The organism is Streptomyces sp. AC550_RSS872, from assembly GCF_019049285.1.
GTDB lineage: Bacteria > Actinomycetota > Actinomycetes > Streptomycetales > Streptomycetaceae > Streptomyces.
Genome location: NZ_JAGMUL010000008.1, coordinates 43,362 through 63,931, shown reverse-complemented (window position 1 = coordinate 63,931; position 20,570 = coordinate 43,362). Strand labels below are relative to the sequence as shown.

At 71.1% G+C, this 20,570-nt stretch carries 18 protein-coding genes; 6 read left to right on the top strand and 12 right to left on the bottom strand.

Translation table 11 applies throughout. The features are described 5' to 3' along the window. Positions 1–140: 140 nt before the first annotated feature. On the bottom strand, positions 141–584 hold the full coding sequence (locus KUM44_RS03435) for a MarR family winged helix-turn-helix transcriptional regulator (RefSeq protein ID WP_217206142.1): 444 nt from the start codon (positions 582–584) through the stop codon (positions 141–143). Between the two features lie 114 nt (positions 585–698). On the opposite strand from KUM44_RS03435, the gene KUM44_RS03430 reads away from it, so the two are divergent. Both KUM44_RS03430 and KUM44_RS03425 read left to right on the top strand, forming a co-directional pair. After that, complete coding sequence (locus tag KUM44_RS03430) at positions 699–1,697, top strand: NADP-dependent oxidoreductase (protein ID WP_217206141.1); 999 nt, start codon at positions 699–701, stop codon at positions 1,695–1,697. 113 nt (positions 1,698–1,810) lie between these two features. Then, positions 1,811–2,230 (top strand): organic hydroperoxide resistance protein, encoded by a 420-nt coding sequence (locus KUM44_RS03425; protein WP_217206140.1) that lies wholly within the window; start codon positions 1,811–1,813, stop codon positions 2,228–2,230. Positions 2,231–2,437: 207 nt separating this feature from the next. On the opposite strand, the gene KUM44_RS03420 is transcribed toward KUM44_RS03425, so the two are convergent. The 3 genes from KUM44_RS03420 to KUM44_RS03410 form a co-directional block, all read right to left on the bottom strand. Then, entirely contained in the window at positions 2,438–3,592 is a 1,155-nt protein-coding gene (locus KUM44_RS03420; protein ID WP_217206139.1) for a serine hydrolase domain-containing protein, read from the bottom strand. A gap of 95 nt (positions 3,593–3,687) precedes the next feature. Further along, complete coding sequence (locus KUM44_RS03415; RefSeq protein ID WP_217206138.1) at positions 3,688–4,107, bottom strand: hypothetical protein; 420 nt, start codon at positions 4,105–4,107, stop codon at positions 3,688–3,690. Positions 4,108–4,157: 50 nt separating this feature from the next. Continuing rightward, positions 4,158–6,740, bottom strand: a complete 2,583-nt coding sequence (locus tag KUM44_RS03410) for a M14 family zinc carboxypeptidase (RefSeq protein WP_217206137.1) — start codon at positions 6,738–6,740, stop codon at positions 4,158–4,160. A gap of 208 nt (positions 6,741–6,948) precedes the next feature. On the opposite strand from KUM44_RS03410, the gene KUM44_RS03405 reads away from it, so the two are divergent. Continuing rightward, entirely contained in the window at positions 6,949–7,764 is an 816-nt protein-coding gene (locus tag KUM44_RS03405) for an EI24 domain-containing protein (protein WP_217206136.1), read from the top strand. A 147-nt stretch (positions 7,765–7,911) separates the two neighbouring features. Here KUM44_RS03405 and KUM44_RS03400 read toward each other — a convergent pair whose 3' ends face one another. Further along, complete coding sequence (locus KUM44_RS03400; RefSeq protein ID WP_217206135.1) at positions 7,912–9,216, bottom strand: pyroglutamyl peptidase; 1,305 nt, start codon at positions 9,214–9,216, stop codon at positions 7,912–7,914. A gap of 201 nt (positions 9,217–9,417) precedes the next feature. Here KUM44_RS03400 and KUM44_RS03395 point away from each other — a divergent pair, with 201 nt between their 5' ends. Further along, positions 9,418–11,865 carry a glycoside hydrolase family 3 protein gene (locus KUM44_RS03395; protein WP_217206134.1) on the top strand — a complete coding sequence of 816 codons (2,448 nt, stop codon included), beginning with the start codon at positions 9,418–9,420 and terminating at the stop codon, positions 11,863–11,865. 80 nt (positions 11,866–11,945) lie between these two features. On the opposite strand, the gene KUM44_RS03390 is transcribed toward KUM44_RS03395, so the two are convergent. Beyond that, positions 11,946–12,923, bottom strand: coding sequence for an aldose epimerase family protein (locus KUM44_RS03390; RefSeq protein WP_217206133.1), 978 nt, complete (start codon positions 12,921–12,923; stop codon positions 11,946–11,948). Positions 12,924–12,933: 10 nt separating this feature from the next. Then, the gene (locus tag KUM44_RS03385) at positions 12,934–13,815 is read right to left on the bottom strand and encodes an SGNH/GDSL hydrolase family protein (protein ID WP_217206132.1); all 882 of its coding nucleotides are present in this window, start codon (positions 13,813–13,815) and stop codon (positions 12,934–12,936) included. 255 nt (positions 13,816–14,070) lie between these two features. Between KUM44_RS03385 and KUM44_RS03380 the strand changes: the two genes are divergently transcribed. Further along, positions 14,071–14,565, top strand: a complete 495-nt coding sequence (locus KUM44_RS03380) for a DUF3145 domain-containing protein (protein ID WP_217206131.1) — start codon at positions 14,071–14,073, stop codon at positions 14,563–14,565. 176 nt (positions 14,566–14,741) lie between these two features. Here KUM44_RS03380 and fabF read toward each other — a convergent pair whose 3' ends face one another. The 5 genes from fabF to KUM44_RS03355 all read right to left on the bottom strand — a co-directional run bounded on the left by fabF (position 14,742) and on the right by KUM44_RS03355 (position 19,734). Beyond that, positions 14,742–16,013, bottom strand: coding sequence for a beta-ketoacyl-ACP synthase II (gene fabF / locus KUM44_RS03375; RefSeq protein ID WP_217206130.1), 1,272 nt, complete (start codon positions 16,011–16,013; stop codon positions 14,742–14,744). 84 nt (positions 16,014–16,097) lie between these two features. After that, a complete protein-coding gene (locus KUM44_RS03370; RefSeq protein WP_004001566.1) occupies positions 16,098–16,346 on the bottom strand; it encodes an acyl carrier protein in 249 nt (82 codons plus the stop codon). Between the two features lie 111 nt (positions 16,347–16,457). Next, complete coding sequence (locus KUM44_RS03365; RefSeq protein WP_217206129.1) at positions 16,458–17,489, bottom strand: ketoacyl-ACP synthase III; 1,032 nt, start codon at positions 17,487–17,489, stop codon at positions 16,458–16,460. Positions 17,490–17,503: 14 nt separating this feature from the next. After that, positions 17,504–18,439: an ACP S-malonyltransferase gene (locus tag KUM44_RS03360; protein ID WP_217206128.1), complete on the bottom strand. Its 936-nt coding sequence runs from the start codon at positions 18,437–18,439 to the stop codon at positions 17,504–17,506. An 89-nt stretch (positions 18,440–18,528) separates the two neighbouring features. Further along, complete coding sequence (locus KUM44_RS03355) at positions 18,529–19,734, bottom strand: CdaR family transcriptional regulator (protein WP_217206126.1); 1,206 nt, start codon at positions 19,732–19,734, stop codon at positions 18,529–18,531. Between the two features lie 164 nt (positions 19,735–19,898). Between KUM44_RS03355 and KUM44_RS03350 the strand changes: the two genes are divergently transcribed. Next, positions 19,899–20,552: a pirin family protein gene (locus KUM44_RS03350; RefSeq protein WP_217206222.1), complete on the top strand. Its 654-nt coding sequence runs from the start codon at positions 19,899–19,901 to the stop codon at positions 20,550–20,552. Positions 20,553–20,570 lie beyond the last annotated feature (18 nt).

The following is a 20,570-nucleotide window of genomic DNA, read 5'->3' as shown; positions in this document are numbered from 1 at the left end:
GAGCGCGCGTCCCGCCTGTCACGCCCGTTACACCCCTCACGGCTGTCCGAGCGGTACACCACCACGTTCCGATCCTCGCCCCGGCCCGGACCCGCCGCAACCGGCGCCCCCGGGGCCCCCGGGGCCCCGGGGTGCCGGTTCTAGACGTCCACGCCCAGCATCCGGCGCAGCAGGTCCCGCAAGGTCAGCCGCTGCTCCTCCGACAGCCCGGCCAGGGGCTCCCGGGCGAACCGGAGGGAGTCGCGCAGGCTGCGGGCCACCTGGCGGCCCTCCTCCGTCGCCGCGGCCAGCTTCACGCGGCGGTCCGCCGGGTCCGGGCGCCGCTCCACCAGGCCACGGGTCTCCAGGCGGTCCACGATGCCGGTCACGTTCGACGGCTCGCAGCGCAGCCGCTGTGCCAGCTTCCGCATCGGCAGTGGCTCCAGGGACAGCAGGCTGAGCAGCCGCGCCTGCGCGCCGGTGAGCGCGTGCTCGGCGGCGGCCTCCTCGTACTCCTCGTGGTAGCGGGCCACGACGGAGCCGATGAGATCGACGACTTCGAGGGTCAGCTCGTCGGGGCGGCGGGTCTTGTGTGGGGTGGCCATGGTCTCAGGGTAACCCAGTTACTTGACATCATGAAATATTCAGGCGCATGGTTGTTTCATACGTTGAAGTAAATGCGGCACGGCACACCCGCAGTACACCGGAAGGGCACCCCCATGATCAACCGCGAATGGCACCTCCTCTCCCGCCCTGTCGGCTGGCCCAAGGCCGATGACTTCGCCCTGGTGGAGGCCGAGCTGCCGACCCCCGGCGAGGGTCAGGTGCTCGTACGCAACAAGTACCTCTCCGTCGACCCGTACATGCGCGGCCGCATGTCGTCGGCCAAGTCCTACGTCGCCCCCTTCGAGCTCGGCAAGGTCATGCAGGGCGGCGCCGTCGGCGAGGTCGTCGCCTCCAACGCCGAGGGCATCGCCGTCGGCGACCACGTCCTGCACTTCCTCGGCTGGCGCGAGTACGCCGCCGTGGACGCGAAGAGCGCCGTCAAGGTCGACCCGGACGCCGCGCCGCTCTCCACCTACCTCGGCGTCCTCGGGATGACCGGCCTGACCGCGTACGCGGGTCTGCTGCGGGTCGGCGCCTTCAAGGAGGGTGACGCGGTCTTCGTCTCGGGTGCCGCGGGCGCCGTCGGCGGCCAGGTCGGCCAGATCGCCAGGCTCAAGGGCGCCTCCCGGGTCATCGGCTCCGCCGGCTCGGACGAAAAGGTCAAGCTCCTCGTCGAGGAGTACGGCTTCGACGCCGCGTTCAACTACAAGAACGGCCCGGTCCGGGAGCAGCTCAAGGAGGCCGCCCCGGACGGCATCGACGTCTACTTCGACAATGTCGGCGGCGAGCACCTGGAGGCCGCCATCGGTGCGCTCAACCTCCGGGGCCGTGCCGTGATTTGCGGCATGATCTCCCAGTACAACTCGACCGAGCCGACCCCCGGCCCGCGCAACATGGTCAAGATCCTCCAGAACCGGCTCCGCGTCGAGGGCGTCCTCGTCGGGGACCACTACGACCTCCAGCCGCAGTTCGTGTCCGAGGTCGGCCCGTGGGTGGCCGCCGGCGAGCTGAAGTACCGCGAGACGGTCGTCGAGGGCATCGAGAACAACCTGGAGGCGTTCCTCGGGGTCCTGCGCGGCGACAACACCGGGAAGATGATCGTCAAGCTGTAGGTCTCCCCGGCGGGCGTTGACCTGTGCTGGATTTCCGACATGCGGTAACTTCTTTCCGAATTCCGTCGCGATCGTGGGCGCGAGTCGCGACGGACCGAGGAGGAAGACACCGCATGTCCATCCAGCAGTCCGACGTCCTGTACACCGCCGTCGCCACCGCCGAGAACGGCCGCGACGGCCGGGTCGCCACCGACGACGGCAAGCTCGACGTCGTCGTGAACCCGCCCAAGGAGATGGGCGGCAGCGGCGCCGGCACCAACCCGGAGCAGCTCTTCGCGGCCGGCTACAGCGCCTGCTTCCAGGGCGCCCTCGGCGTCGTCGCCCGCCAGGAGCAGGCCGACATCTCCGGCTCGACCGTCACCGCGAAGGTCGGCATCGGCAGGAACGGCGACGGCTTCGGCATCATCGTCGAGATCTCCGCCGAGATCCCGAACGTCGACACCGAGACCGCCAAGGGCCTCGTCGAGAAGGCCCACCAGGTCTGCCCGTACTCGAAGGCGACCCGCGGCAACATCACCGTGACGCTGGTCTGACACGGTCGTTGCCACGGCGGAGGCCGCACCCTTGGACGTAGGGTGCGGCCTCTTCGCGTGGGTCGGCTTGGAAACGCCGCCGGCAGCAACCCCCTAGGGGCGCGGGGGTGTATCGATTCGCGGCTCCGCCGCGTGGGCGCGACCAGCCCCCACGGAGCCGCACCCGCGATACGACCGAACCTCCCGAGCTACTGGGCGCAGTCGGCGTCACGCGAGCGCCGCGACATGCACCGCCTTCACAAACCGCCCGTTCTCCGGAGCAGCCCCACCAGGAAACGCGCACCGACGCCGGGTGTACCCGTACGCCAGCCCACTACGAGGATCCGCAAACGCCTGCGACCCCCCAGCCCCACTGTGCCCGAAGGCACCGGCACCCAGGAACGGATACCACGTGTCCGCCGTCGCCTGAAAACCCAGCCCGTACGACTTGTGGGCCCGCGCCACCAGGTCGTACCCGGTCGAATGGATCTGACCGACCTCGGCGATCGTGTCCGGCTTCAGCAGCGGCGGCCGCTCGTCCAGCTCACTGATCGCCGCCGCGTACATCCCGGCGAGCCCGCGCGCGGACGCGACCCCGCCCGCCGACGCCGGCCCGCTCGCGCGCACGGCACGGGAGTTGGCGTAGTCCACCAGCTCACCCGGATCCGGCACATGCGTGTTGAACGCGATCGACGACAGGGTGTGCGGCCCCTGCGGCACCGAGTGCAGCACCGCCTGCTGCTCCGGCGTCGGCGCCATCGGCTGCACCGACCGGAAGCGCGGCTCCAGCTCCTCGGGCAGCCCGAGGTGGAAGTCCAGGCCGTACGGCGCCCGTACCCGCTCCTCGTACACCTCCTGGAGCGTACGGCCGGTCGCGCGGCGTACGACCTCGCCGGTGAGCGCGCCGATGACGAGCGCGTGATAGCCGAAGGCCGTGCCGGGGCGCCAGAACGGCCGTTGGTCGGCGAGGCGTTCGGCGATGGCGCGGTCGTCGGCCAGCTCGTCCCGGGTGAACCCGGCGTCGAGCCCGACCAGCCCGGCCCGGTGGGAGAGCAGCTCGCGCAGGGTCACCGCGGCCTTGCCCTCGGCGCCGAACTCCGGCCAGTAGTACGTCACCTTGCGGTCCGGTTCGAGCGTGCCCTCCTGGATCAGGAGCGCGACCACCAGGTGAGCGGCGCCCTTGGTGGAGGAGAACACACCGTAGAGGGAGCCCGGCTCGCAGCCCTCACCGGCCCACAGGTCGACGACTCTGCGGCCGTGCACATAGGCGCACAACTGTCCCTCGTAGTCGGGGAGTTCACCCGCCACGAAGGCGGCGAACTCCTCCCGTACCGCTTCGAAGCCCGCCGCGACCGTGCCGTGGACGGCGATCTCCTGAGTCATCCGCTCTCCTCACACTCAACGCAGAGGCGGGAGCCAGTCGCACTGACTCCCGCCCTCCTGCTCACCGACTACCGGACCGGCTCGTGTCGTCCGGACTAGGCGACCACATCAGCGTAGGCGCCGCAGGTGTCCACGTAGATGGTTCCCTCGTCCGTGAGGCAGACGTGGAAGTGGACCACAGCCCCCTCGGGGAACGACTTGTCCCACGTCTTGTAGCTGGTGCTGTAACCGCCGGTGTTCCACAGCTGGCCTCCGCCGGAGCCCCCGCTGGTGATGGACCACTCCAGCACGACCCCCATGCCGTCCGCCCGGTTGTCCCGCACGCCGAATATCTCGCCGTCCGGCTGGAAGTAGCCACTGCCGTCATTCGCCTTGGGGCCCCAGTCGGCCGCCTTGGTCCATGCGTACGCCTTGTCGGCGGCCGCGGCGGGCGAAACGGACGCAACGGTGACACCGAGCATGCCCAGTACTACCGCGGACGCGCCAAGGGCGTTCCGGAGCCTCGCAGTCAGCAATGTTCCTCCTTAGTCACGACATTCTCTGTCGTGCGCATTCCACACCACCCTCACCTGTTGGGCAAACGTTTTCTGGAGGTGTCGGTGGTGTGTGCCATGGCGAGCAACGCCCGTGCCACCTGGGCGAATTCGCCCTTGGGGTGATCCCGGAAGAGCGGCTCGGTGCCGAACAGGACGGCTCCCGGCCCGCTGACCACCGACGCCCGCCCCGCCGCGTCCGCCGGCCCGCCGGAACCGTCCGGCGACGGCCGCCAGTGCCCGGAGACCAGCGGGTTCCCGGCGCCGTAGGCCTGCTCGACCCGCACGTCCGGACCCAGGTCGGTGAACCACACGGGCGCGTACACGAACCCGTGGTCCGGAGCACCGGACATGAGAGGGCTGCCCGAGTTCCGTACACGTACGACACCGTTGGCGTCCCCGTTGCCCTCGACCGGCTTCGCCGCCAGCAGCCCCGCCGCCGTGTTCAGCTCGGCGCCGGTGATGCCCCGGCCGACAAGGCCGTGCCCGGCGAGGAAGGCGTCGAGGGCCGTGCGGGCGGCTGCGCTCAGGTCGCCGTACTCCAGCCCCACCGACACGAACAGCACGTCCACCGACGACCAGTCGAACCCGGCGTTCAGCACGTCCGTCGAGACCGGCGTGACCTCGAAGTCCATCTCCCGCAGCGCGAACAGCTCACCCGCGGTGACGGCGGCGGCGACCCGGGTGCGCTGGAGCGGGACCGTGCCGGTGAGCCGCGTCGCGTGGAAGGCGACGTCGTACTGGCGGGCGGCCTCCCTGGCCTGCCGCCGCGCCGAGCCGGGCACGATCGCGCTGCCGTCGGCGGCCCGGAGCACCCGGACGCCGTCGCGCAGCAGGGAGTTGAGCGCGCCGACCTCGTTCGGGTCGTCGAGCCGCAGCCGCAGGTCGCCGCGCGGGGCGACGTACGCGACCGAGGACGCTTCACGGACCGGACGCAGGACACCGCCGTACGGCATCCGTGGCAGGGTCTGCACCGTCGTGCCCCACAGCCGCCCGAGGCTCCAGCCGGAGATGTCGTACATCGCCGACACCTTGTCGCTGATGTCCCGCCCGTCCGCGAGAAGCACGTTCGCGAGCCCGCGCTTGGGCTGGTGCATGTCGACGACGTACGAGCCCTTGGCGTACGTCCGGCCGCCGAGGCGGAAGGAGTGGGTGGCGCGGGTGACGCGTACGTCGCCTGCGACGAGGTGGCCGACGAGGCGGGCGGCGGCCGTCGTGCCCGGGGCCGGGATGACGTACGCGCGGGGGAAGGTGGTCGTGTAGACGTCCTCGGGGCCGATGCCGGGGACGCCCGGGACGGTCTCCGGGGACACCGGCACCTGCGCGGCACCCGCGGCTCCCCGCCGGAAGACCTCGATCTGGTCGGCGACCAGCGAGGTGCGCTTCGTCCGGACGAAGTCGAGGGTGGCGCGCAGGGCGGCCCCGGCGACGTCGACGTTGATCGCGGACCGGCGGCGCAGCTCGGTGACCGGCAGGGTGTCGTAGACGGAGCCGTTCACCTCCATCGGGATCTCCACGGTGTGCGCGGCGACCGTGCCGTGGAAGGCCGCGTACTGCGGGGTGAAGATCGGCGGCCAGTCGTCCCAGCCCTCCTCCTGGTCACGGAAGGGGATCTGCGCGGGCTCGACGCCGTCCTTCTGCGGTGTGTAGCCGAGGCCGTTGACGGCGGCCTCCATGCCGAGGGCGTTGGCATAGGAGTTCTTCAGGAAGAGGTCGTACTCGTAGTTCTCGCCGTGCGGGGGAGTGGTGGGCTCGATGAGGGTGCCGTTGACGTAGCCGTGCAGGTCGAGCATGACGGTCGGCTGCTTGTCCACCATGATCTGCCGCATCGCCCGCACCTCGGGCTGCGAGGCGGTGACGAAGTCCCGGTTCATGTCGAAGCCGTTCGCGTTCGCGCGGGTTCCGGCGATACGGCCGTCCGGGTTGGCGGTGATGTTGAAGTACAGGCGGCTGTGGGAGAGCAGGTCGCGCGTCGCGGCGTCCTTGGCGGTGGCGAGCCGCTCGATGAGCCTGAGCGAGGCGTCGGTGCCCTCCCACTCGTTGCCGTGGATGTTGTTGTTGACGAACACCGGCGCCTTGTAAGTCCGCTTGATCTCGGGCGACTTGGCGGCCAGAGCCGGCGCCTGCTCGATGAGCTCCCGCATCCGCGCCTGCGAGCGGGCCTGACGGACCGTCTCGGGGGCGGTGACGGTGACGAGGTAGAGCCGGTGCCCGCCCGCCGACCGCCCCGCGACCTCGACGCTCACCCGGTCGCCGAGGGCCTGGAGGGCGTTCAGCTTCGGCGCGAGCGCGTGGTACGGGGTGAGGCCCAGCTTGAGGGACTTGTCGGCCGGGTTCACGGGGTCGGGGCCGAGGACCTGCCGACGGGGGTAGCCGCGGCCGTCGTCGCCGAGCGCTGCCTCCGCCTGAGGTGCGGCCCCGGCGCCGGTGAGGGCTCGCTGGGCGGCGCTCAAGGGCGCCCGCGCCACCTGCTGGTCGAGCGCGGCTTCCCGGTGGACCGGGGGCCGGGGTTCCGCCGCGGCGGCGTTCGGGCCTAGGAGCAGGGAGCCCGCCGTGGTGACGGCGAGGGCGATGAGTGGAACGGGTCTCGCAGGAACGCTTCTCGTGTTGCGCACGCGTACCTCCTCCGGGAACTTCCTGAGATCGGTACGGCGAGGTGTACCTGTTCGACTCAACCGCAACAAGAGGGAGTTGGTGTCACCGATGCCCCGGATGGCGCATCCCGGTGCCGGAGCGGAGGCATGCTGTGGGCCGCGGGGCCCGAGACCGGGCGCCGAAACGGCCGTGACTGCCGTGTGACACGGCCCGACTAGAGTTCGGTCCATGCGCGATCTCGGGACCGGGTTCAGATATCTCCTCAAGGGCCAGCGATGGGTGGCCCGGCACGGCAAGCAGTACGAGTTCGGGCTGATCCCGGGTCTGATCACCCTGGTGCTCTACGCGGCCGCCCTGGTCGCGCTCGCCGTCTGGGGCGAGGCCTTCGTCTCCTGGTCGACGCCGTTCGCCGACGACTGGTCGAGCCCCTGGCAGGGCCTCTTCCGCGGCTTCCTCACCGCCGTCCTCTTCGCCCTCGGCCTGCTCCTCTCCGTGATCACCTTCACCGCGGTCACGCTCCTCATCGGCCAGCCCTTCTACGAGAACCTCTCCGAGAAGGTCGACCGGGACGTCTCCCCGGACGGCACCGCCCCCGAGTCCGGCCTGCCGCTCTGGCGCGAGCTGTGGATCTCGGGCCGCGACAGCCTCCGTGTCGTGCTGCGCGCCGCCCTCTGGGGCGCCCTGCTCTTCGCCCTCGGCTTCATCCCGGTCGTCGGCCAGACCGTCGTACCGGTCATCGGCGTCTTCGTCACCGGCTTCTTGCTCACCGAGGAACTCACCGCGGTCGCCCTCCAACGCCGCCGCGTCGACCTCCGCGACCGCCTCACCCTCCTCCGCTCCCGCAAGACCCTCGTCTGGGGCTTCGGCGCCCCCCTCGCCGCCGTCTTCCTGGTGCCGTTCGTCGCGGTGTTCCTGATGCCGGGGGCGGTCGCGGGAGCGACGCTGATGGCACGTGAGTTGATGGGGGAGGAGACCGAGGAGGGGCGGCCCGAGGGGCTGCGTCCCAGCGAGGATCCGGACACTTTCAACCCGTCCGGCGTTTGATTCTCAGCCCGTCCGGCGTTTGAGGACGAGGTCCGAAGGGCCGAGGCGGGGGTCCAGGGGGCGGCAGACCCCTGGCCGGGGTCGAAGGGGCGGAGCCCCTTCAAGGGATGGGACGGGTAGGGGCGGCGGGGGCGAAACCTCCCGACGTCAACGCCACGCCGCACCCACAGCCACCCCGACCATCGCCCGCACCTGCGCGACGATGTCCGTCCGGTTCCGCACGAACTCCGGATCCGTCACCGCCCCCGTCGCCGGATCCGTGTTGCCCGCCCCGAACTGAAGCACCGGCGTGTGCACATGCCCGCCCGGCAGCACGCCGTGCAGCCCCATCCGGTCCCGCAGCAGCGTCGCCCGGTAGGCGATCTCGTTGGAGAGATAGTCCCCACCGCCCCCGGCCCGCGCGGTCGACCCGGGCGTCGGCCCGTCCGGCCGTACGACGGCCTGCGTACCGCCAGCCGGGATCTCGGTGACGCTCGTGTTGTCGTACACGGGGAAACGGCCGGTCTCCGCGGCCACGATCTCCCGGTACGGCAGGGTCGTCGTCGTCCACTGCGGCTGCGAGGCCGGGTCGGCGACGGGGACGGTCTCGGTCCGGCCGACGTTCTCGTTGTCCCCGAACCCGCCCCGCCAGGCCCCGTTGGTCCGCTCGAGGTCGAACCGCCCGACGCGCCCCTGGCTCACGGTCGTGAACAGATCGACCTGCCTCAGATACGGCCGCAACGTCCGCTCCACCGTCCCCTCGGTGAAGTCCCGCCAGCGCACCGGGAACACCGCGGTCTCCACCCGCGCCGGCCCCTGTGCCGTCTGGATCACCGTGCCGTCGAGCGCGAGCGCGGTGGCCCCGGACGGGTTGGAGATGCGGATGTCACGGTCGAGGGTGAAGGGGTCGAACCCGGTGACCAGGATGCGCCGGATGCCCTTCCCGTGCGGGTAGCGGATGTCGGTCTGGCCGCGCGAGACCCGCTCCAACACGTCGATCAGCGCGGCCCGCTGTCCCTCGCTCAGCCCGAACCCCGGCTCCCAGGTCCGCACCTCCCGCGTCATCGACAACCGCGCCCAGTACAGCGGCCTGTCATCGTCCCGGCTCAGGCCCGCCCGTCGCCCACCACCACCCTCATAAGGAAGCGCTTCGCGCCTGTTTGATTCGGCCGGACCACGCCCCTGCGCCCGCTCGACGGCCCTCCGCCACAGCGCCGACCCCTCGCGTTCGACGACACGCCTGGCCTGCGCGTAGGAGCGCGCGGCGGCGAGTTCGTCGGCGAACTCCGTGGCCGGGACGTCGAATCCGGAGCGGCGCAGGATCTCCTGCGGGGCCGCCTTGTCGAGGCGCTGTTCCTCGACGGTCGGTGCGGCCGCCCTCCCGGCGGCGACAGCGGTCCCCACGGTCGGGGCCGAGAGGCCGGTCAGCAGGGCCAGTCCGAGGACGCCGATCCGAACGCGTATGAAATTCAAGGGAGTTCCGGTCCTTCCGTCACGGTGGGGGTGAGGCGGAGCCTGAGTCATGCGGGTAGCCGGAAGTATCCCGTGACGGGAGTGGTCCACGCCATGTTGCTCGCCGTGGGGGTTCCTCGATTGATGGGTGCGGCCACGACTGCTTCGCAGTCGGCCGAGGCAGGATGGGGACATCCGTGGACTTCTAGGAGGAGGCACCCGATGGCGGGAACCCCCGCACTCCAGCGCACCGCATCCGACGAAGCACGCGAGGCGGTCGTCGAGGCAGCCCTCGCCCGGCTCGGCCTCGACGCGAAGGCGCGGCTGCTCGCCGGGCAGGACACCTGGACCCTGCCCGCGCTCCCCGAGATCGGCCTGAAGTCCCTCGTGATGTCCGACGGTCCGATCGGCGTCCGGGGTGTGCGCTGGACCGCCGACGACCCGTCCGTCGCCCTGCCCTCGCCCACCGCCCTCGCCGCCGCCTGGGACCCCGGACTCGCCCGCAGGGCCGGGGTGCTGCTCGCCCAGGAGGCCCGCCGCAAGGGCGTCCACGTGCTCCTCGCCCCCACCGTCAATCTGCATCGCTCCCCGCTCGGCGGGCGGCACTTCGAGGCCTACAGCGAGGACCCGTACCTGACGGGCACGATCGGCGCGGGCTATGTGAACGGCGTCCAGTCCGGCGGCGTCGGCACCACCGTCAAGCACTTCGTCGCCAACGACGCCGAGACCGAGCGCTTCACCGTGAACAACAAGGTGAGCCAACGCGCCCTGCGCGAGCTGTACCTGGCGCCCTTCGAGATCATCGTCGAGAACGCCCACCCCTGGGGCATCATGACCGCCTACAACACGGTCAACGGCACGACCATGACCGAGCACCACCACCTGGTGAACGAGGTCCTGCGCGGCGAATGGGGCTTCGACGGCTACAACGTCTCCGACTGGATGGCCGCCCGGTCGACCGTCGCCGCCATCAAGGGCGGCCTCGACGCCGCCATGCCCGGCCCGCAGACCGTCTACGGCGAGGCCCTCGCCCAGGCCGTACGGGACGGGCGGGTCGCCGAGGCCAAGGTCGACGGCGCCGTGCGCAACGTCCTGCGGCTCGCCGCCCGCGTCGGCATCCTGGAGGGTGCCGAGCCCGTCGTCACCGAGTACCCCGAGGCCGTCGACGGCAGCGCGCTGGCCCGCGAGATCGCTCGCCGCTCCTTCGTCCTGGTCCGCAACCAGGGCGCTCTCCCGCTCCGGCCGGCCGGCACGGTCGCGCTGATCGGTGCCGCCGCCCGCGACGCCCGTGTCCTCGGCGGCGGCTCCGCCACCGTCTTCCCCGACCGGATCGTCTCCCCGCTCGACGGCCTCACCGCCGCCCTCCCCGAGGGCACCCTCACCTACGCCGTCGGCGCCGACCCGAACACCGAACTCGGCGTCGCCGACAAGGGCTTCGAGCTGCGCGCCGTGTGCCGGGACGCCGACGGGAACGTCATCGGCACGGGATCCGCCCCCAACGGCCACATCCAGTGGATGGGCGGCGACCTCCCCGACGGCGTCACCCACGACACCCTGCACACCGTCGAGCTGACCGGCACCTTCACCCCGCGCGACACCGGCGCGCACACCTTCGGCATCAAGGGCATCGGCGCCTTCAAGCTCACCGTCGACGGGACCACGTACTTCGACGACGACCAGCGTCCCGCCAAGAACGACCCCTTCGTCACCTTCTTCGGTGCCCCCGTCCCGCACGCCCGGCCCGAACTCACCGCCGGCCAACCGGTCGAGGTCCGCCTCACCCACGTCGTCGAGTTCGCCGAGAACATCCCCATGAAGGTCGTCGCCTTCACGCTCCACCACCAGGAGCCCCAGCGCGACGCCGACGAGCTGATCGCCGAGGCCGTCGAGGCCGCCCGGCACGCCGACACGGCCGTCGTCGTGGTCGCCACCACCGACCGCGTCGAGTCCGAGGGCTTCGACCGCACCGACCTGACCCTGCCCGGCCGCCAGGACGACCTGGTCCGCGCCGTCGCCGCCGTCAACCCCCACACCGTCGTGGTCGTCAACTCCGGCTCCCCGGTCGAACTCCCCTGGCGGGAGGACGTCGCCGCCGTGCTGCTCAGCTGGTTCCCCGGCCAGGAGGGCGGAGCGGCCCTCGCCGACGTCCTCACCGGAGCGCACGAGCCCGGCGGCCGGCTGCCCACCACCTGGGGCTCGCTGGCCGACGCCCCCGTCAACCGGGTGGTCCCCTCGGCCGGTGAACTCCCGTACACCGAGGACGTCTTCATCGGCTACCGCGCCTGGGAGAAGGAGGGCCGCGTCCCGTCGTACCCCTTCGGGCACGGCCTCGGCTACACCGAGTGGACGTACGAGTCCGCCAAGGTCGAGGGGAGCACGGTCACGGTCCGCGTCCGCAACTCCGGCGAGCGCGCGGGACGCGAGGTCGTGCAGGTGTACCTGGCGGCGGGCGAGCCCGACGCCGGCCGCCCGGCGCGGTGGCTGGCCGGGTTCGCGGGGGTGGAGGCGGGGCCGGGGGAGACCGCCGAAGCGGTGATCGAGATTCCGCGCCGTGCTTTCGAGACGTGGGACGAGACGACCAATGCGTGGACCTTTGTGAAGGGTTCGTACGAGATCCAGGTCAGTCGCTCGATCGCCGACCGCCGACTGACGGCGACGATTAACGTCTGAGCCGGGAGAAGTACCCCAGGAACAGCCCCGGCCCGGGTCCTGACGCCCGGGCCGGGGCTTCGGGCCTCCCGGCGGGGGGCTCAGCGGGCCGAGAAGCCGTACACCGTCTCCGAACGGAACACCTCGCCCGGCCGCAGCACCGTACTCGGGAACTCCGGCCGGTTCGGGGAGTCCGGGAAGTGCTGGGTCTCCAGCGCGATGCCGTCGCCCGGCGCGAACGGCCCGGTGAGATGGTCGGCCGTGTACAGCTGGAGCCCGGGCTCGGTGGTCGCCACCGTCAGCGCCCGCCCCGTCGACGGGTCGTACAGCTCGGCGACCTCCTGCGCGCTCCCCGTCACCCCCTTGTCGAGCACGAAGTTGTGGTCGTACCCCGCGCCGACCTTCCGCGCCTCACGGAAGTCGAAGCGTGTGCCCGCGACCTCGGCCGGCGCGCCGGCCGGAATGAGGTCCGCGTCGACCGGGGTGAACCGGGAGGCGGCCAGTCGCAGTTCATGACCGCCCGCGCTCCCCGCCTGCGCCCCGGCGAGGTTGAAGTAGCTGTGGTTGGTCATGTTCACCACGGTCGGCGCGTCCGTCACCGCCTCGTACGCGATCCGAAGCGCCCCGTCCGCGTCCAGGGTGTAGGTCGCCGAGACGTCGAGACGCCCCGGGAAACCCTCCTCGCCGTGCGGGCTGACCCGGCTGAGCCGCACACCGTGCTCGACCGGCGTCACCTCCCACACCCGCTTGTCGAAGCCGCGCTCGCCGCCGTGCAGGGAGTTGGGCGCGTTGTTGCGATCGAGCGCGTACGTCAGGCCGTCCAGCGGGAAGCGGCCACCCGCGATCCGGTTGGCGTACCGCCCGATGAGCGCGCCGAGATACGGCCCGGGGTGGGTGAGGTACCCGTCCAGGTCGGCGAAGCCCAGCACCACGTCCGCCGGGTGCCCGTCCCGGTCCGGCACCTGGAGCGACTGCACGATCCCGCCGTACGACAGCACCCGGACCCGGACGCCCGCGCGCTCCAGCGTCCAGCGATGGATCCGCGTACCGTCGGAAAGTGTGCCGAAGTGTTCGCTCATGAGCGGAACACTAGTTCGTGATCCTCCGGTAGGCGATGTCGGCCAGCCGCGCCTGACCGTTCACGCTCGGATGGAACCAGTCCCACTGGCTCAGCTGCTCGGCACCGAACCGGAAGTCGTACACCGCGCCGTCGTCGAACCGGCAATGGCGGTCCTTCTCACAGACCTCCTCCAGCACCTCGTTGTACGCCTCGACCCGCCCCTGCACCGTCTCGCGCCGCTGGTTCGCCGCCGCGGTCAGCGACTCGGCGTCGCCCAGCATCGACGGGCAGATACCGAGCTTCCACACCTGCCGGCCCACCTGACTGGTACGGCCCTGCTCCCACAGCCGCATCAGATTCGGCACGCTCGCCACATACACCTGCGTCTTCGGCAGCGCCTTGCGCAACGTGCCCATGGCGTCCTCGAACTGCGTGCGGAAATCGGCCACCGACGTCATCGCGTCCGTCGTGTCCCGGCAGGCGTCGTTCGCCCCCGCCATCACCGCGACCAGCTCCGGTCTGTGCGCCACCGCCCGCGCCATCTGCCCCGGCAGGTCCGCCATTCGCGCCCCGGTCACCGCGTGGTTCCAGCTGCGCTCGGCCGCGTTCGCCTTCCCCAGCAGCCGTACGGCGAGACTGTCGACCTGGGGACTGCTGCCGGTCACCCACGACACCTCGGGGCAGTCCGACAGGACCGTACAGGCGTCGAAACCGGTCGTGATGGAGTCGCCGACAGCCGCGATCGACGCCGGACTGCGGTCCCAGGCCGGCGTCGGCTTCGGCGACGGGCGCGCCTCGGTGCCGGACGGCGCCGGGGAGTTGCCGCCGACGGCGTCACAGCCGGCCACGCCCAGAACGGTCGCGGTCACGGCGGCGAACACCGCGCGCGAAAGGTGCCGTCGCTTCGGCATCCGTGGTCCATCCCCTCGCTCAACCCCGTCATGGTCTCCAACCCATGACAACGCACGAGGGTTCCCACCCGGCTCATGCAACGGCTCACACCCGCACAAGCGTCCTGCCGGGTGAATGGCGGGCGTTTGGCGGCACCGGGACCGACGGTACGTCACACTCCTTGCGCCGCCGCACGGTAGCCTCGCCATCAACGTGGCTTCCCGGCCACTATCGTCCGCCAGTTCGCAAGATGTCCGCTCTGCCCGGAGGTCCCGGTGACGACACGTGGAGTTCTGTACGTGCACTCCGCGCCGCGCGCGCTGTGCCCGCATGTCGAGTGGGCCATCGCCGGGGTGCTCGGTACGCGCGTCAACCTCGACTGGATCCGGCAGCCCGCCGCGCCCGGCACCTGGCGCTCGGAGTTCTCCTGGCAGGCCGAGGCGGGCACCGCCTCCAAGCTGGCCTCCGCCCTGCGCGGTTGGCATCTGCTGCGCTTCGAGGTCACGGCCGAGCCCTGCCCCACCGCCGAGGGCGAACGCTACAGCTGCACCCCCGACCTGGGCATCTTCCACGCCGTCACCGGCATCCACGGCGACATCCTGATCCCGGAGGACCGGCTGAGGGCGGCCCTGGCGCGTGCACAGCGCGGCGAGACCGAGCTGGAAGCAGAGATCGCCAAGCTGCTCGGCAAGCCGTGGGACGACGAGCTGGAGCCGTTCAGGTACGCGGGTGAGGGCGCGCCGGTGCGCTGGCTGCACCAGGTCGTCTAGAGAGAGGCGGCCGGCAACGCCGGTAGTTTCAGGGGCGCGGGGCTGTATCGATGTGCGGCTCCGCCGCGCGGGCGCGACAAGCCCCCACCGACCGGCACTCGGCACACAACAGAACCACCAACGGCGATGGCCCGAACTCTTCCCAGAGTCCGGGCCACCCTCAACCAACGCCGCGATCAGACCGTCCGGAACGCCAGCACCACATTGTGCCCACCGAACCCGAACGAGTCGTTCAGCGCAGCAATCCGCCCCTCGACAGGCAACTTCCGCGCCTCCCCCCGAATGACGTCGGCATTCGCCTCGGCCTCGGGGTCCAGGTTCTCGACATTGATGGTCGGCGGAGCCACCCGGTGGTACAGCGCGAGCACGGTCGCGACCGTCTCGACACCACCGGCACCACCCAGCAGATGCCCGGTCATCGACTTCGTCGCGGACACCGCCATGTGGTCGGCGTCGTCACCGAACACCTTCCGCAAAGCCTTCAGCTCGGCGATGTCACCGGCCGGCGTCGACGTCGCGTGCGCGTTGACGTGCACGATCTCCGCCGGGTCCAGGTCGTTGCTGTCCAGCAGGTTCTGGAGGGCCTGCGAGATACCGCGCCCCTCGGGCTCGGGCTGCACGATGTCGTGCGCGTCGGCGGAGATGCCCTGCCCGACCGCCTCCGCGTACACGCGCGCCCCGCGCCCCGCGGCGTGCTCGGCGGACTCCAGGACGATCACGCCGGCGCCCTCACCGAGGACGAAGCCGTCGCGGGCGACGTCGTAGGGACGCGACGCGCCCTGCGGGTCGTCGTTGTTCTTGGACATCGCCATCATGTTGCCGAACGCGGCGATGGGCAGCGGGTGGATCGCCGCCTCCGTGCCACCCGCGACGACGACGTCGGCGCGGCCGGTGCGGATCATCTCGATGGCGTAGCCGATGGCCTCGGCGCCCGACGCGCAGGCGGACACCGGCGTGTGCACGCCCGCACGGGCACCCACGAGCAGGCCCACGTTGGCGGAGGGGCCGTTCGGCATCAGCATGGGGACGGTGTGCGGGGAGACGCGGCGGACGCCCTTCTCCTTGAGCACGTCGTACTGGTCGAGCAGGGTCGTCACGCCGCCGATGCCGGAGGCGACTACCGCGCCCAGGCGGTCGGGGTCGACGTTCGGGTCCTCACCGGCCTTGGCCTCGAACCCGGCGTCCTTCCACGCCTCCTGGGCGGCGATCAGCGCGAACTGCGCCGAACGGTCCAGTCGGCGGGCCTGCGGCCGCGGGATGACCTCGGTCGGCTCCACGGCGACCGGCGCGGCGATACGGACCGCCTGGTCGGCGGCCCACTCCTGCTCCAGGGGCTTGACGCCGGACTTGCCGGCGATCAGGCCCTCCCAGGTAGAGGCTGCGTCGCCACCCAGCGGTGTGGTTGCGCCGATACCGGTGACGACCACGGTGCGATTGGTCGGGCTCACGGGAATTCTTTCTCCAAGGAATGGGGATTCAGCGGCGCCACCGCCGGGTGGCGGGGCAGTCAGCCCAGAGGCGTGATCGGAGGATCAGCCCTGGTGCTTGAGGATGTAGTCGGTCGCGTCGCCCACGGTCTTGAGGTTCTTGACGTCCTCGTCCGGGATCTTCACGTCGAAGCGCTCTTCGGCGGCGACGACGACCTCGACCATGGACAGCGAGTCGACGTCCAGGTCGTCGGTGAAGGACTTGTCCAGCTGGACGTCCTCAACCGGGATGCCGGCGATCTCGTTCACGATGTCGGCGAGACCGGCGACGATCTCTTCCTGAGTGGCGGCCATCTTGGCGCTCCTTCGTTGTTGTTCAGGTTGTTCAGCGAGTTTTCGCTTCCGCCGCGGCAGCGGCGGGTGGTGCGGTTCCCGCGCCGGCTCGCAAGATCCGGCACGGAGTGCCTAGGGGAGAGTAACGACCGTCGCGGCGTATACGAGACCCGCCCCGAATCCGATGACTAGCGCGGTGTCGCCGCTCTTCGCCTCGCCGGTCGCCAGAAGCCGCTCCATCGCGAGCGGGATCGAGGCGGCCGAGGTGTTGCCGGTGGTGCGCACATCGCGGGCGACCGTGACATGCTCCGGCAGCTTGAGTGTCTTCACCATCGAGTCGATGATCCGCTCGTTGGCCTGGTGCGGAATGAAGACGTCCAGGTCGTCCGGGGTGATCCCGGCCGCGTCCAGCGCCTGCTGGGCGACCTTCGCCATCTCGAACACGGCCCAGCGGAACACCGCCTGGCCCTCCTGCGTGATGGCGGGGAACTTGACGTTTCCCTCGCTGTCGAGCGGGAGCTGGGAGACATCGCCGATCCGGAACTGGTCCCACGGCACCGTCTGCTTGATCGTCTCGGACTTGTCGCCCTCGGAACCCCACACCGTCGGACCGATGTGCGGCTCCTGGGAGGGGCCGACCACGACCGCGCCCGCACCGTCGCCGAACAGGAACGCCGTCGCCCGGTCCTCCAGGTCGGTGAGGTCGGACAGCCGCTCCACACCGATGACGAGGACGTACTCGGCGCTGCCCTCGACGATCATGCCCTTGGCGAGGGTCAGGCCGTAGCCGAAGCCCGCGCAGCCGGCCGAGATGTCGAAGGCCGCGGCCTTGTTCGTGCCGAGCTTGTCGGCGATCTCGGTCGCGACGGCCGGCGTCTGCCGGAAGTTCGAGACGGTCGAGACGATCACGCCGCCGATCTGCGCGGCGGAGATCCCGGCGTCGGCGATGGCCTTGCCGGACGCCTCGATCGACATCGCGGCGACGGTCTCCTCGTCGTTCGCCCAGTGCCGCGTCTCGATACCGGAGCGCGAGCGGATCCACTCGTCGGACGAGTCGATCTTCTCCAGGATCACCTCGTTGGGCACCACCCGGACCGGCCGGTAGCCGCCGACACCGAGGATGCGCGCGTACGGGGCGCCCTTGCTGGGCTTCAGCTTCGCCATGCTCGGGCTCCTTGTCAGGCGTGCTCTGCGATGAGCTCGCGAGCAGCGTCCAGGTCGTCGGGGGTCTTCAGCGCCAGGGTCTTCACACCCGGCAGTGCGCGCTTGGCCAGACCGGTCAGCGTGCCACCCGGGCACACCTCGATCAGGGCGGTGACGCCGAGCTCCTTGAAGGTCTCCATGCACAGGTCCCAGCGGACCGGGTTGGCGACCTGCCCGACCAGACGCTCCAGGACCTCGGCACCGGTGGTGACCGTCCTGCCGTCCTTGTTGGAGACGTAGGTGACCTGCGGGTCGGCGGGCACGAGCTCCTTGGCGGCCTCGGCCAGCTTGTCGACCGCCGGACCCATGTGGTGCGTGTGGAACGCGCCCGCGACCTTCAGCGGGACGACCTTGCGCACACCCTCGGGCTTGTCCTCGTTCAGCGCGGCGAGCTGCTCCATGGTGCCCGCGGCCACGATCTGACCGGCGCCGTTCATGTTCGCCGGGGTCAGACCCAGCTTCTCCAGGTGCGCGAGCGAGGTCTCCGGGTCGCCGCCGAGCAGCGCCGACATACCCGTCTCGGTGATCGCGGCGGTCTCGGCCATGGCCAGACCCCGCTTGCGTACGAGGGTCAGCGCGGCGGTGTCGTCGAGGACGCCCGCGAAGGCGGCCGCGGTGATCTCACCGACGCTGTGTCCCGCGACGGCGCCGGGAGCGCCCACCGCGTCGGCGGCGGACCTCTCAGCGCCGAGTGCCGCGGCGGACAGGATGCCGGCGGCGACGAGCAGCGGCTGCGCCACGGACGTATCCCGGATGGCGTCCGCGTCGGCCTGCGTGCCGTAGTGGACAAGGTCCAGTCCGATGGCGTCGGACCATGCGGCGACGCGGTCCGCGGCACCGGGGAGTTCGAGCCAGGGGGTCAGGAAGCCGGGCGACTGGGCGCCCTGGCCGGGAGCGACGAGTACGAGCACTCTCACACTCTCTCTTGGGGACGGGCACCGCCGCCCGTGGGGACAAGGACGAAGAACACGAGGGGGTTTTGTGGGCCTCCGACAAAACGCTAGAGCTGAAGATCGCCGTCGACCAGACGCCCCAGGATCAGCGCGATGCGCAGGGTGAACGCGGAGCGTACATCGGAAGGCGACCAGCCGGTGACGTCAGTCACACGTCGAAGCCGGTAGCGCACGGTGTTGGGATGCACGAAGAGCATCCGTGCGGCCCCCTCCAGGCTGCTCGCCTGCTCCAGATAGACCGAGAGCGTCTCCAGCAGAGCCGAGCCGGCCTCCTCCAGCGGTCTGTAGATCTCCTCCACCAACTGCTCACGTGCACTGGGATCCCCCGCGATGGCACGCTCCGGCAGGAGATCGTCCGCCAGCACCGGCCGCGGCGCGTCCTGCCAGGCCGAACACGCCTTCAGGCCGGCGGCGGCGGCCTGCGCGGACCGGGTGGCGGCCTGGAGATCGGGTACGACGGGCCCCGCGACGACGGGACCCGCGGCATACGGCCCGATCAGCGACTTGGCGACGGCGATCGGGTTGTCGCTGCCGCCCGCGATCACCACGAGCCGGTCCCCGAGCACCCCGGTCAGCACCTGGAGCTTGGCGTGCCGGGCGGCCCGCCGGATCGCCTCGACGGTCAGCTCGCTGTCCCCGTCGGGCGCCGTACCGAGGAGGACACAGACGTGCTCCGGGGAGTTCCAGCCGAGTGCGGCGGCGCGCGACACGGCACCCTCGTCGGCCTCGCCGCTGAGCACGGCGTTGACCACGAGCGACTCCAGGCGGGCGTCCCAGGCACCGCGTGCCTCCGCGGCCTGGGCGTATACCTGGGCCGTGGCGAAGGCGATCTCACGGGCGTAGACGAGGAGTGCCTCGCGCAGGACGTTCTCGTCACCGGGGGCGGCCACCTCGTCGATGGCCGACTCCATGACCTCGATGGTGGTGCGCACCATCTCGACGGTCTGGCGCAAGGTGATGGCGCGGGTCAGCTCGCGCGGCGCGGTCCCGAAGACGTCGGTCGAGATCGCCTGGGGGGCGTCGGGATGCCGGAACCACTCGGTGAAGGCTGCGATACCGGCCTGGGCGACCAGACCGATCCAGGAACGGTTCTCCGGGGGCATGGCCCGGTACCACGGCAGCGTCTCGTCCATCCGCGCGATGGCCTGCGCGGCGAGAGAACCGGAGGACTTCTCGAGCCGCCTCAAGGTCGCGGAGTGCGGATGGACGTCGTGCGCGGCGGGTTCGGACTTACGGGCTACGGGTTCGGGCACGGGGACAAGACTGCCTTATCGGGACGGGGGTGCGTGCCGGAGGGGGTCGTGGCCAGCCCCTCCGGCGTTTGAGGAGCGGGCCCGGGAAGCGGAGCCCCGGACCGGAGGGTGTCGGTGCAGGGGTCCGGCCCCACGGCATCCGGCAGGGATACCGTGGGGCCGTGATGGACGTACGGCGCGCCGCGGAGCGCTACCCCGGAGGGGATCCGGCAGCGGGCATCTCGTCGCGCCACGCCTTCTCCTTCGGACCGCACTACGACCCCGACAACCTCCGCTTCGGCGCGATGATCGCCTGCAACGAGGAGCGGCTCGAGCCCGGCGCCGGCTTCGACGAGCATCCGCACAGCCACACCGAGATCGTCACCTGGGTGGTGGAGGGCGAGCTGACGCACCGGGACTCGACGGGGCACGAGACGCGGGTCGGCCCCGGGGACGTCCAGCGGCTGAGCTCGGCGGGCGGCGTGCGGCACGTCGAGCGCAACGACGCCGAGCTCCCCCTGGTCTTCGTGCAGACCTGGCTGGCCCCGCTGACGCCGGGCGGTGAACCGGCGTACGAGATCGTCCACGGCATCGCGGACTCGACGCCGTACGCCGTCCCGGAGGCGGGCGCGATGCTCCATGTGCGGCGGCTGGGGGCGGGGGAGCGGACGGCGGTGCCGGACGGGGCGTACCTGTACCTGCATGTCGTGCGCGGTGCGGTGCGGCTGGGAGGGGAGGAGCTGGGGGCCGGGGACGCGGTGCGCATCACCGGCGCCGAGGGTGTGGAGGCCGTGGGGGTGAGCGCGGCGGAGCTGCTGATGTGGGAGATGGCCGGGTAGCGGTGGGGCGCCGGGTAG

Coding starts and splice junctions, on each gene's coding strand:
- KUM44_RS03420 (WP_217206139.1), bottom strand. CDS start 3,592: ATGACTCAGGAGATCGCCGTCCACGGCACGGTCGCGGCGGGCTTCGAA.
- KUM44_RS03395 (WP_217206134.1), top strand. CDS start 9,418: ATGGCGGGAACCCCCGCACTCCAGCGCACCGCATCCGACGAAGCACGC.
- KUM44_RS03435 (WP_217206142.1), bottom strand. CDS start 584: ATGGCCACCCCACACAAGACCCGCCGCCCCGACGAGCTGACCCTCGAA.
- KUM44_RS03370 (WP_004001566.1), bottom strand. CDS start 16,346: ATGGCCGCCACTCAGGAAGAGATCGTCGCCGGTCTCGCCGACATCGTG.
- KUM44_RS03350 (WP_217206222.1), top strand. CDS start 19,899: ATGGACGTACGGCGCGCCGCGGAGCGCTACCCCGGAGGGGATCCGGCA.
- KUM44_RS03430 (WP_217206141.1), top strand. CDS start 699: ATGATCAACCGCGAATGGCACCTCCTCTCCCGCCCTGTCGGCTGGCCC.
- KUM44_RS03390 (WP_217206133.1), bottom strand. CDS start 12,923: ATGAGCGAACACTTCGGCACACTTTCCGACGGTACGCGGATCCATCGC.
- KUM44_RS03365 (WP_217206129.1), bottom strand. CDS start 17,489: ATGGCGAAGCTGAAGCCCAGCAAGGGCGCCCCGTACGCGCGCATCCTC.
- KUM44_RS03425 (WP_217206140.1), top strand. CDS start 1,811: ATGTCCATCCAGCAGTCCGACGTCCTGTACACCGCCGTCGCCACCGCC.
- KUM44_RS03385 (WP_217206132.1), bottom strand. CDS start 13,815: ATGCCGAAGCGACGGCACCTTTCGCGCGCGGTGTTCGCCGCCGTGACC.
- KUM44_RS03405 (WP_217206136.1), top strand. CDS start 6,949: ATGCGCGATCTCGGGACCGGGTTCAGATATCTCCTCAAGGGCCAGCGA.